Origin of the sequence: Streptococcus cuniculi (assembly GCF_001921845.1) — a bacterium.
Classification (GTDB): Bacteria; Bacillota; Bacilli; order Lactobacillales; family Streptococcaceae; genus Streptococcus; species Streptococcus cuniculi.
In genome coordinates, this window is record NZ_MSJM01000010.1 from 1 (window position 1) to 12,180 (window position 12,180).

11 protein-coding genes and 4 tRNA genes are annotated in these 12,180 nt (G+C 39.8%); all 15 read left to right on the forward strand.

The window, feature by feature from the left end; genetic code table 11:
• Window positions 1-52: 52 nt before the first annotated feature.
• The 15 genes from BU202_RS09395 (at window position 53) to BU202_RS09465 (ending at window position 12,087) form a co-directional block, all read left to right on the forward strand.
• A tRNA-Phe gene (locus tag BU202_RS09395) sits at window positions 53-125 on the forward strand.
• A gap of 16 nt (window positions 126-141) precedes the next feature.
• Window positions 142-212 (forward strand) — tRNA-Gly (locus BU202_RS09400).
• A 33-nt stretch (window positions 213-245) separates the two neighbouring features.
• A tRNA-Ile gene (locus BU202_RS09405) sits at window positions 246-319 on the forward strand.
• Window positions 320-328: 9 nt separating this feature from the next.
• A tRNA-Ser gene (locus BU202_RS09410) sits at window positions 329-416 on the forward strand.
• Between the two features lie 84 nt (window positions 417-500).
• Complete coding sequence (gene mreC / locus BU202_RS09415) at window positions 501-1,331, forward strand: rod shape-determining protein MreC (RefSeq protein ID WP_075105527.1); 831 nt, start codon at window positions 501-503, stop codon at window positions 1,329-1,331.
• Window positions 1,328-1,840, forward strand: a complete 513-nt coding sequence (gene mreD / locus BU202_RS09420; protein ID WP_075105528.1) for a rod shape-determining protein MreD — start codon at window positions 1,328-1,330, stop codon at window positions 1,838-1,840. Before mreC ends, mreD begins: the two co-directional genes overlap by 4 nt.
• An 84-nt stretch (window positions 1,841-1,924) precedes the next feature.
• A complete protein-coding gene (gene pcsB, locus BU202_RS09425; RefSeq protein ID WP_075105529.1) occupies window positions 1,925-3,109 on the forward strand; it encodes a peptidoglycan hydrolase PcsB in 1,185 nt (394 codons plus the stop codon).
• A 429-nt stretch (window positions 3,110-3,538) separates the two neighbouring features.
• The gene (asnB, locus tag BU202_RS09430) at window positions 3,539-5,362 is read left to right on the forward strand and encodes an asparagine synthase (glutamine-hydrolyzing) (RefSeq protein WP_075105530.1); all 1,824 of its coding nucleotides are present in this window, start codon (window positions 3,539-3,541) and stop codon (window positions 5,360-5,362) included.
• Window positions 5,363-5,594: 232 nt separating this feature from the next.
• Entirely contained in the window at window positions 5,595-6,785 is a 1,191-nt protein-coding gene (locus BU202_RS09435) for a carboxylate--amine ligase (protein WP_075105531.1), read from the forward strand.
• Window positions 6,785-7,471 carry an aspartate/glutamate racemase family protein gene (locus BU202_RS09440; RefSeq protein ID WP_075105532.1) on the forward strand — a complete coding sequence of 229 codons (687 nt, stop codon included), beginning with the start codon at window positions 6,785-6,787 and terminating at the stop codon, window positions 7,469-7,471. The genes BU202_RS09435 and BU202_RS09440 overlap by 1 nt, the downstream gene beginning before the upstream one ends.
• 331 nt (window positions 7,472-7,802) lie before the next feature.
• Window positions 7,803-8,771, forward strand: a complete 969-nt coding sequence (locus tag BU202_RS09445; RefSeq protein WP_075105533.1) for a ribose-phosphate diphosphokinase — start codon at window positions 7,803-7,805, stop codon at window positions 8,769-8,771.
• A gap of 135 nt (window positions 8,772-8,906) precedes the next feature.
• A complete protein-coding gene (locus tag BU202_RS09450) occupies window positions 8,907-10,085 on the forward strand; it encodes a pyridoxal phosphate-dependent aminotransferase (RefSeq protein WP_075105534.1) in 1,179 nt (392 codons plus the stop codon).
• Window positions 10,072-10,851, forward strand: a complete 780-nt coding sequence (recO, locus tag BU202_RS09455; RefSeq protein WP_083605795.1) for a DNA repair protein RecO — start codon at window positions 10,072-10,074, stop codon at window positions 10,849-10,851. The genes BU202_RS09450 and recO overlap by 14 nt, the downstream gene beginning before the upstream one ends.
• Entirely contained in the window at window positions 10,848-11,855 is a 1,008-nt protein-coding gene (gene plsX / locus BU202_RS09460) for a phosphate acyltransferase PlsX (protein ID WP_075105536.1), read from the forward strand. Before recO ends, plsX begins: the two co-directional genes overlap by 4 nt.
• Window positions 11,848-12,087: a phosphopantetheine-binding protein gene (locus BU202_RS09465; protein WP_075105537.1), complete on the forward strand. Its 240-nt coding sequence runs from the start codon at window positions 11,848-11,850 to the stop codon at window positions 12,085-12,087. The genes plsX and BU202_RS09465 overlap by 8 nt, the downstream gene beginning before the upstream one ends.
• Window positions 12,088-12,180: the final 93 nt, after the last annotated feature.

Here is a 12,180-nt window from a genome sequence, read left to right on the forward strand (position 1 = left end):
AACCCGAAGGTCGTAGGTTCAAATCCTGCTCCCGCAATTTGATTGTGGATATGGCTCGGTAGCTCAGTTGGTAGAGCAATGGATTGAAGCTCCATGTGTCGGCGGTTCGATTCCGTCTCGCGCCATTTTTTAGGAATAAATGCGGGTGTAGTTTAGTGGTAAAACTACAGCCTTCCAAGCTGTTGTCGCGAGTTCGATTCTCGTCACCCGCTTTTGGATAGTGTCCAAAAACCAAACACATGTTTGGGCGCGTAGCTCAGATGGTTAGAGCGCACGCCTGATAAGCGTGAGGTCGGTGGTTCGATTCCACTCGTGCCCATTTATAAATGGAGAATTACTCAAGAGGCTGAAGAGGACGGTTTGCTAAATCGTTAGGTCGGGTAACTGGCGCAAGGGTTCGAATCCCTTATTCTCCGTTGTTTAACGAGATTATCGAATGATATTCTCGTTTTATTGTATAAAAATTTGCTTGGGTTGTATGAGGTTAGGTAAGATAAGAAATGAATAAAGTTGCGAAATTGATTGTTGTAAGTTCAGTGCTCTTGGTTTTGTCCTTCTCTTTATTGTTTTTGACGGTCAATAAGCGATTGGATATTCCTTATCTTTCAAATGGTGTTCACACTTCTCTATCCTATGTGAACCGATTCCTTTCCAAACCCATTCGTTTTTTCTCCGAACAACGGGATGTGATGACAGAATTAATCGAGACCTATGATGAGAATAAGGAATTAAAAGCATCTTTGGCTTCATTAGAAGGTCAAATTGCGGAGTTGGACACGATAAAAAAGGAAAATGCTAGCTTAAGAGAAACTCTTGGGATGACAGATCGGTATGCGGATAAGCATGTTCTTGTCGGGTTGGTATCTGTGCGGACACCAGTTTCTTGGAATACGCAGTTGACAATTGATTTAGGGAAAAAAGATGGTCTGACTGAGGAAATGCTAGTGGTGGCAAACGGTGGTTTGGTCGGAACAATTGAGCATCTTTACGATGATGTGACCGATGTCAAGTTGCTATCTAATTCGGATAAAGTGACTAAAATTCCTGTCAAGATTGCAGCAGGAAATACCAATATTTATGGTATTTTAACAGGATACGATACGGATACCAATAGTTTTATTATTAGTCAGTTAAATAGCGCCGAGGACATTGCAGTTGGTAGCAATGTTGTTACAAGTGATTTAGCTGGTGCTACGCCGTCTAATATTCAAGTTGGGAAAGTCAGATCCGTTAAGACCAGTAGTAGTGATTTAATTCGTGAGTTGTACGTTGAGCCGACTGCGAATTTTTCCAATATTTATTCCGTTTTGGTCGTAGGAGATGGAAAATGAAAAATTACGTGAAGTACATAATTCCCCTCCTATTGTTGCTAGCTTTTGTGATAGATGGGCAGTTATCTACATTATTTATTAATTTGACACCTGGCATTATCACTGTATCGAGTCACTTTTTATTGATAATGGCTTTGTATTCCGTTCTTTATATTCCTACTTTTTACAATGTTGTGATCTTTACGATTATTGGTTTCTTGTATGATATTTACTATTTGAATATCATAGGCATCTTTGTGACCTTGTTCCCACTAGCTGTTTATCTGATTGATTATTTCTATCAGAGTTTAAGGTTTAAACGAGTGACCAATCATATCATTTTATTAGTTGTCATCTTTGTGGTGGAGTTTGGGGCATTCTTATCTGCTCGTCTATTTGAAGTGTCCAATTTGTCCATGTTTATCTTCGTGGTCTATAGTTTGGTGCCTACCCTAGTCTTTAATTCTCTTTTATTATTGATGTTACAGCCTGTATTAGAGAAGTTCTTTTATATAACGAATAAGACATAAAAATGTAATAATCGCGTAATATTTTTACGCGATTTTTTTGGTAGAATGATATAGTCAGAAAGAATAGAGGAGTTTAACGAACCTATGAAGAAAAAAATCTTAGCAAGTTTGCTAGTGAGTACCATCGCTTTAACAACTGTTGGAAATGTATTGGATGTTAAAGCAGATGATACAGATAGCAAGATTGCAGCTCAAGATAATAAAATTAAAGAAATTACGAGCCAACAAGCTACTGCCCAAGCGCAGGTTGATGCAGTCCAAGCGCAAGTTGACTCTATTGTTGCAGAACAAGCTAGCTTGACAGCTGAAAACGAGCGTTTGGAAGCTGAAACTCAAGCTCTTAGTGCAGAAATCGAAAAATTAGCTGGTGATATTGTATCACGCGATGAAGCCTTGAAAAAACAAGCTCGTAGCGCGCAAACAGACGGTTCAGCAACTAGCTATATCAACACTATTTTAGATTCTAAATCAATCGTGGATGCTTTGTCTCGTGTGAATGCTATGCGTGAAATTGTTGCAGCAAACAACCGTATGCTCGAGCAACAAAAAGCAGATAAAGAAGCGATTGAAGAAAAACAAAAATCAAATCAAGAAGCAATCAATACTCTTATAGCTAATCTTCGTAAACTTGATGAGGATGCAAAGGCATTAGAGGCTCGTCAAGCAGAATTGAAAGTAGCGCAGTTAAACTTGGCTGCTGAAAAAGCAACTGCAGAAGATGAAAAGCAAGCCTTGATTGAAGAAAAAGCAGCGGCTGAAGCGGCAGCCCAAGCGGCGGCAGCAGCTCAGGCGGCTTATCAAGCACAACAAGCAGCGGCAGCCCAAGCAGCCGTATCACAATCACAACAGCCAGTTGTATCTAATGTAGTTTCGAATCCATCATCGGATACATCTGGACCTTCAGTAAGTGCTCCACAACCAAAGATTACATATGATTCAAACAATACTTATCCATGGGGTCAATGTACATGGGGTGTTAAGACGCTTGCGCCTTGGGTAGGAAATTATTGGGGGAATGCAGGACAGTGGTTGCATAGTGCCCAAGCAGCTGGTTTTAGTATCGGTTCGACTCCTAAAGTAGGGGCTGTTGCAGTTTGGAACAACACTTATTGGGGACACGTAGCAGTAGTGACTGCTGTTAATGGAAATCAAATCCAAGTTATGGAAGCAAACTATGGTGGAGATGGCTATAATGCGGATCCTAGAGGGATTGGAAACTACCGTGGTTGGTTTGTTCCAACAGGTGTTACTGGGTATATCTATCCTTAATCAGAGTAACTCTTTGGAGAAAATCCACAAAGTTTAGTATCATGTATAACACAACATCATCTGAATGAGTTTATTCTATCGATTCTCTCATTCAGATGATGTATTTTTTATCTAACAATTGATAAGGGAGTCGTTTTCCTTATTATAAAATGTCGATAGAGCCTAGAGGAAGCCTTCCAATAGAAGTGATTCAATTGACAAAAACAGGTCAAAATTATATAATAAGCGGGTGACTTGGTTATAGATATATCTTGATTCTTATGCTGGAGTCTTCATTTAGAACCGAGTGAAGTAGTCATAAGTAAAGTACGAGAAATGCCGTCTGAGGAAAGACGCTGTATTCGTGTTGTCCAGAAAAGGATTGTCTTTTCAGGATTTTATTTATTTTAGAGAAATGATTTATTAGCAGTTGTATACAAAGGAGTAAGTATGTGCGGATTTGTTGGATTCTATAGCAATACGATAACGGATAAAAATGTCGTGAAAGAAATGAGTGACCAAATTGCTCATAGAGGGCCAGATAGTGATGGCTATTATTTTGATAAAGGGATTAACTTTGGCTTCAGACGCTTGAGTATTATTGATTTGAACGAGGGGTCACAGCCTATTTTAAATGAATCAAACGATATCGCTATTATTTTTAATGGTGAAATCTATAACTATCAAGAGATTCGGGAAGATTTAGTCCAAAAAGGATACCACTTCAAAACTCATACAGATACAGAAGTAATTTTACATGGGTATGAAGAATATGGTGAGGAAGGAATTTTATCTAGATTAAGAGGGATGTTTGCCTTTACGATCTGGGATAGCAAACAAGAAAAGTTGTTTGGCGCGCGGGATCATTTTGGTATTAAACCATATTATTACAGTGTTTTGGGAGAAGATTTTATTTTTGGTTCAGAAGTTAAATCATTTTTGCGTTTTCCTAATTTTGAAAAGAAGATAAATGAAGAAGCTCTAAAACATTACTTAGTGTTCCAATACAATCCTTTGGAGGAGACCTTCTTTAAAGGAGTTAAAAAACTTCGTCCAGGCCACTACTATACTTATCAAAATGGGAAACTGGATATCAAGCGATACTATACCATTAGTTTAGACTATGAAGATCTTACGTTTGACGAAGCAGTTTCAAAGATTGAAAAAGAAGTTGAACAATCAGTTGAATACCACAAAATTAGTGATGTAGAGGTTGGTTCTTTCCTATCTGGTGGTGTTGACTCTAGTTATGTAGTAGCGACTGCACTTCCGAATAAAACCTTCTCTGTTGGTTTTGACAACGAAGGATTTGATGAAACCATGTATGCGAAAGAGTTATCAGATACTCTTGGCATTCAAAACTATTCTAAGATTATCAGTCCAGATGAGTTTTTTGAAGGTATCGAAAAAGTGCAGTATTTTTCAGATGAGCCTCATGCAAATCTTTCAGCCGTTCCGCTTTATTTCCTATCTAAATTAGCTTCGAAACAGGTGAAAGTGGTTCTATCGGGTGAAGGTGCTGATGAATTATTTGCCGGTTATAATGAGTATGAAGAAGCCTTGCCACAAAAAGTCTACAAACTTCTTCCATTCTCGTTAAGACAGTTGTTGTACAGAAAATTGAAGGACAAACCACATTTTCGTGGTAAGTCTATCATCACAAAATATGGTCAAAAGGTTGAAGATAGATATATTGGACAGGCTGAAATCATGTCTGACGACCAAGCAAACACCCTTTTGCAAGAGAAATATAAAAATTCTGTAAAATCAAGTGATTTAACGAAAAAATATTATGATGAAGTGAAAGATATGGATGATGTTTCGAAAAAACTATATCTGGACATGAATATGTGGATTGTTGACGACATTTTATTGAAAGCCGATAAAATGACAATGGCAAATTCGATTGAATTGAGAGTACCCCTACTCGATAAAAAAATGTGGGAATTAGCTCGAACTATTCCAGTCAAACATAAGGTTAATGGAACAACAACTAAGTATGCCTTCCGAAGAGCGGCTAAAAATAAATTACCAGAAAGCTGGGCTAAGAGAAGAAAACTTGGTTTTGTTGTACCGTTTGTCAATTGGATTAAGGAAGAAAGATACTATAATATCGTTAAGGAGACCTTCAACAAGGACTTTGTAGGTGAGTTCTTTGATGTTGAACAAATCAATGGTCTATTGGATGATCACTACAATAATGTAGAAAATAATGGTCGTAAGGTGTATACTATTTATGCATTTCTAAAGTGGTATGAACAGTATTTTAATTAGGAAGAAATTTGAACGTGAATAAGATGATTTCATTTCCTAAATTTTAAGCAGTTGAAAAGCTAAGATTTTTAAGATGAGGGACTCTTTCCTGCAAGAATGTGAGACTCCCTATCCTAACTCCCCTTTCCGTACACAAGTGAGCCGTTTATTGAAGGAGAATTTACGTGCTTTTAGTAGTTACTTGTGTTTGGAAGAAAGGGGTGTTTTGATAAACATGTAAGGAATGATAGATATGAACAAAGCGGTTGTTTTAGGGTGTAATTATTATATCGGTTTAAGTATTATAAGATGTTTGGGAAGAGAAGGAGTAGATGTTGTAGCATGTGATTATGATTTTAAAGATTCCTACGGTGCAAAGTCAACATATATCCGTGAATTTTTGCAAGTGGCGAATTTCAATGAAAATGAGCAACAAACCTTATCAGATTTGATTGAGTATGGGAAGCATCAAGCTGAAAAACCGGTACTATTGCCTTCTCACGATAAATATGTTGAGTTTATTGATCGCTATTATGATGAACTAGAGGAATATTATTTAATCAGTCAAGCTAAGGGGCTCAACAGCCAGCTATTGGACAAATGGGTGCTACATGATATTGCTCACCAACATGGAGTGAGAGTTCCTGCTACTATCCATTCGCAAGATGAGCAGCTATTCGAAAGAGTTGTGAACGAACTTGGTTTTCCTTGTATTATTAAGCCCTTTGATACAGTCGTATTTACAAAAATCTTCAGAAATAAGGTATTTATTTGCCACAATGAAGATGAATTGAAGAGTGGTATTCAGAAAGCAAAAGAGAATAACATAGATGTCTTTGTGCAAGAAATCATTCCAGGATTTGATGACTGCATGTTAACTTACGATTTTCATATTGATCGAACTGGAAAGACAAGCCACTACATGACAGCTCAAAAACAGCGTCAGTGGCCGATTAACTTTGGTGCTTCTGTTTTTACAATTCAAAAATATAATCAGAAATTGGTAGATATTTCTAAACCATTTTTGGAAGCGATTGGGTATAGAGGATTTGGAGAAATTGAATTTAAACAGCATGACAAAACTGGGGAAATTTATCTCATTGAAATCAATGCTCGGACAACCAACTTTAATCATATGATTTATAAGGTGGGCCTCAACATGCCTTATATTGCCTATCTTGATTTGACGGGACAGTTGAAGGAATCAGATTACAAATATATTGACTATAATACAAATTATGCCTTTATTTATGGATTTGAGGATGTGGTTGCCATCTGGCATTACTGGAAGACAGGTCAAGTGGGACTTCTGAAATCCTTAAAAATTTCTTTTTCTAAAAAATGGGCTCCAGCCATCTTTTCAATATCAGACATCAGGCCATGGCTTTTCTTTAACCAAAAGTTACTTGGAAAAGTAGTCAATAAAATGTTCAGGAGGAAATAATGTATAAATTAGGGATTATAGGAGGCATGGGCCCCTTAGCGACTGTAAGATTTTATGAAAAAATAGTGTTACAGACAGAAGCGAAGAAAGATAACGATCATATTGATTTGGTCGTCTTAAATCATGCTACTATACCTGATCGAACTACATGCATTATAGAAGAACAAGGTGAGGAATTCCTAGAAGCTATCAAGGAAGATTTTGAAAAGCTGGAACAATTAGGAGTGGATACAGTAGCCATCCCTTGTAATACCAGTCATTATTATTTTGAAGAATTTAGCCAATTTACAGACTTGCAAATCATCAATATGATTGAAGAAACGGTTTTAGAAGTGAAAAAAAGAGGTAATAGTACGATTGTCGTTTTTGGAACAGTTGGGACCGTGACTTCTAAAGTCTATGACAAATATGCCGCCAAGCATGGTATACAGGTACAGCCTCTTTCGTCAGAAGATATGTATAAAGTGGCAGATATCATTTATGGAATCAAAGCGACAAACAATTTAGAAACAGATCAATTTGAAGACATTTTAAAGCGGTATTGTACAGATGATATTGTGGGCGTTATTGCTTGTACAGAATTGAGTTTATTAGCGATTAATGAAGAGATTAATACCATTGATGCTATGGATGTTCTAGTTGAAAAGAGTATTATTCGCAGTGGAAAAAGGTTAAAAACGCTGTAGTTCTATATAGTTACTCTTATGATTAGATTGCAAATGAGCCAAAAATGTTGTAGGGGTTGGGACAGAAGTACCCAACCTCCTTATTTTTATAGTTTGAGCAGGTTGACGTATATATTAACAGTCTAGTAGACTGTTAATACCCGAGCCTAGAAACTCGAAAGCGAAGATAGTCAGGGGAGTAACTGTTGATACCTAATCCTAGAAACTAGAGAGTGAGGTCTACGAAATCGAACTCTTATGAGTTACCGATTTCTGTCCCACTCCTATTTTTGATTGAAAATTGTCTTAAAAAGGGTTAAAATAGTAAGGTAGAAATAAATAGGAGGCTGTCATGGCGTTTTCTGACATAAAGTTGTTTGCCCTTAGCTCGAATCAAAAGTTAGCGGCTAAGGTTGCAGAGAAAATGGGGATTTCTTTAGGGAAGTCTACCGTTCGTCAATTTTCAGATGGTGAAATTCAGGTGAATATTGAAGAGTCTATTCGCGGGAGACATGTATATATTCTTCAATCAACTAGTTCTCCAGTAAATGATCATTTAATGGAGATTTTGATTATGGTAGATGCTTTGAAACGGGCATCTGCAGAGTCAGTAAATGTCGTTATTCCTTATTATGGTTATGCACGTCAGGATCGTAAAGCACGTGCGCGGGAGCCGATTACTTCTAAATTGGTTGCCAATATGTTAGAAATTGCGGGTGTTGATCGGTTGCTGACGATTGATTTGCATGCTGCGCAGATTCAAGGTTTCTTTGATATTCCGGTGGATCATTTGATGGGTGCTCCTTTGATTGCGGATTACTTTGAGCGTCGTGGAATGGTTGGTGAAGGATATGTGGTGGTATCTCCTGACCATGGTGGTGTGACACGGGCGCGTAAGTTGGCACAGTTCTTGAAAACACCGATTGCGATTATTGATAAGCGTCGTAGTGTTGACAAGATGAACACTTCTGAAGTGATGAATATTATCGGAAACATCGAAGGCAAGACCTGTATCCTCATCGATGATATGATTGATACAGCAGGGACGATTTGTCATGCGGCTGATGCCTTGGCAGAAGCTGGCGCGGTTGAGGTTTATGCTTCATGTACCCACCCCGTCTTGTCTGGACCTGCAATGGAAAATATTCAAAATTCTGCGATTAAGAAATTGGTCGTACTCGATACGATTGAAATTCCTGAAGAGCGTTTGATTGATAAGATTGAACGGATTTCGACAGCTGATTTGTTGGCGGAGGCGATTATCCGAATTCATGAAAAACGTCCATTGTCACCTCTGTTTGAGACAGCGAAGGACAAATAAGCAAGGAAGGTTGGAACGAATGTTTCAGCCTTTTTCTTATGTTGTAAACTTTGTCTCAACTGAAAATAGTGGTATAATGTGATATAGTAATGCCTTTCTTGATAGAAAGAGCCGAGTGGATAGGAGAGGTGAGAGATGGAGTTACGTCATCGGTTTAATCGGAATTTGGATCGGATTGAGGTATCAATGATTCGGCAGTTTGATCAGGCAATTTCAGATATTCCTGGTATTTTAAAGTTAACCTTGGGAGAGCCTGACTTTACCACACCAGATCATGTTAAGGAAGCAGCGAAGGCTGCCATCGATGCCAATAAAAGTCATTATACGGGCATGGCAGGTCTTTTAGAGTTGCGGCAGGCGGCAGCGGAATTTGTCGCTGAAAAGTACAACTTGTCTTACAATCCTATGAATGAGATTTTGGTCACGATTGGGGCGACAGAAGCCTTGTCTGCTAGTTTGGTGGCGATTTTGGAGCCAGGAGATACGGTGCTCCTTCCAGCACCTGCTTATCCAGGTTATGAGCCGATTGTCAATATGGTGGGGGCAGATATTGTCGAGATTGACACGACAGCAAATGATTTTGTCTTGACACCTGAGATGTTGGAGCGGGCAATCATCGAGCAGGGAGACAAGCTCAAGGCAGTAATCTTGAACTATCCTGCCAATCCGACAGGTGTGACTTATTCTCGCAAGCAGATTGAGGCCTTTGCAGAGGTCTTGAAGAAATACCCTATCTTTGTTTTGTCCGATGAGGTGTATGCGGAATTGACCTATACGGGAGAGCCCCATGTGTCGATTGCGGAATACTTGCCAGAGCAGACGATTTTAATTCAAGGCTTGTCCAAATCCCATGCCATGACAGGTTGGCGGATTGGACTCATTATGTCATGTGCGGAGATTGTTGCGCAGGTGATTAAGAGTCATCAGTATTTGGTGACGGCAGCCTCTACAGCCATGCAGTATGGTGCCTTGGAGGCCTTGCGTAATGGAAAAGATGATGCTCTTCCGATGCGTCAAAAATATGTCAAACGCAGGGATTATCTGATTGAGAAAATGACGGAGCTTGGGTTTACCATCATCAAGCCAGACGGTGCCTTCTACATCTTTGCCAAGATTCCAGAAGGTTATAATCAGGATTCCTTTAGCTTCTTGCAGGAATTTGCACGGAAAAAGGCAGTTGCCTTTATCCCGGGTGCGGCCTTTGGCCAGTACGGCGAGGGCTATATTCGGATTTCCTATGCGGCCAGTATGGAGACGATTGAGCAGGCGATGGTACGATTGAAAGAATTTATGATGAATGATGGAACGGATTGAAACGAGCGGACTTGTTCTGTATAATCGAGATTTTCGTGAAGCAGATAAACTGGTCAAAATCTTTACGGAACAAGCTGGAAAGCGAATGTTTTTCGTGAAACATGCTGCCAAATCTAAGTTGACAGCTGCGATTCAGCCCTTGACCTATGCGGATTTTATTGTCAAAATCAATGAGGATGGTTTGAGCTATATCGAGGATTTTCACCAAGTGCAGCCTTTTCGGCAACTCAATCAAGATATTTTTCGTTTGAGCTATGCGACTTACGTGCTTGCTCTAGCAGATGCTTGTGTGCAGGATACGATTCATGATGCGGCCTTATTTGCCTTCTTGGTCAAGACCTTGGAGTTAATGGAGTTGGGCCTCGATTATGAGATTTTAACCAATATCTTTGAAGTGCAGTTATTGGGACGATTTGGGGTGTCGCTGAATGTGCATGAATGTGTTTTTTGTCATCGTGTGGGCCTGCCTTTTGACTATTCCTACAAATATTCAGGGGTACTGTGTCCACAACACTATCATGAGGATGAAAGGCGCTTGCACCTTGACCCTAATGTGCTGTATCTGATTGACCAATTTCAGGCGATTTCTTTTGAGGAATTGGAGCGGATTTCGGTCAAGGATGAGATGAAACGAAAATTGCGCCTTTTTATCGATCAAATCTACGATGAGTATGTCGGGATTCATCTAAAATCAAAGAAATTTATTGATGAGCTGTCTTCTTGGGGGCAGTTAATGAAACAAACAGAAAATGAGGAATTAAAATGAAACGGATTGCTGTTGATGCAATGGGTGGAGATCATGCTCCACAGGCTATTGTAGAGGGTGTCAATCAAGCACTTGCTGCTTTTTCAGATATTGAAATTCAGTTGTATGGAGATGAGGCAAAGATTAAGCCGCTCTTGACTAGTATGGATCGGGTGTCCATTATCCATACGGAGGAGAAGATTGAGTCCAATGACGAGCCTGTAAAAGCGATTCGGCGCAAGAAAAATGCCTCCATGGTGCTTGCGACAAAGGCTGTGAAGACAGGCGAGGCTGATGCGGTCTTATCGGCTGGAAATACAGGTGCGCTCCTTGCTGCGGGTGTGTTTGTCGTTGGACGTTTGAAGCAGATTGATCGTCCTGGGCTGCTTTCAACCTTGCCGACCATGGATGGAAAAGGCTTTGACATGATGGACTTGGGGGCTAATGCAGAAAATACGGCCCATCATTTGCACCAATATGCGATTTTGGGGTCCTTTTATGCCCAGTATGTACGGGGCATTAATCGTCCGCGTGTAGCCTTGTTGAACAATGGAACCGAAGAGTCAAAAGGAACACCAGTTCATAAGGAAGCCTATGACTTGCTTGCTCAAGATGATTCGATTCATTTTATCGGCAATGTTGAGGCGCGTGAGCTCTTAAACGGGGTGGCAGATGTGGTTGTCACCGATGGTTTCACGGGAAACGCTGTCTTAAAAACGATTGAGGGAACAGCTAAAAGTATCCTCAGCCAGTTGACTTCTGCCATTAAAAACGGTGGTCTACTGGCTAAAATTGGAGGTCTCCTCTTGAAACCAACCTTGAAATCTGCTCTTGGTGCGCTTGATTACAAGAAAGCAGGTGGTGCGGTGTTGTTAGGCTTGAAAGCTCCTGTTATCAAGGCACACGGGTCAAGTGATGCGGCTGCTGTCTATCATACCATTCGTCAGATTCGGACCATGCTAGAAGCCGATATTGTCCAAAAATCGGTCGAGCGGTTTTCAGATGAGGAGGAATCTCGTGACTAAGGAAGAAATTTATCAGCGACTTGAGGAACTGCTCGTCGAAGAAAAAGGAGCGGATTTGGAACTTCATCCAGACTTGGCTGTGCAGGAGGAATTGGCAGAGGATTCTGTTGAAGTTATGGAGCTTGTATTGACCTTGGAAGATGAGTTTCAGATTACAATTCCAGATGAAGCGATTGAAGGATTTGAGACGCTGGCAGATATTGTTGAGTATATTGAGAAGCGCTTGGGCTAATATGTCTATTTCTTTGTAAATTATAATAAAACGTTCGTCTTTTGACGGACGTTTTGTGTTTTATTGGGGGAGATCGCCTGTATTTTCTTGAAT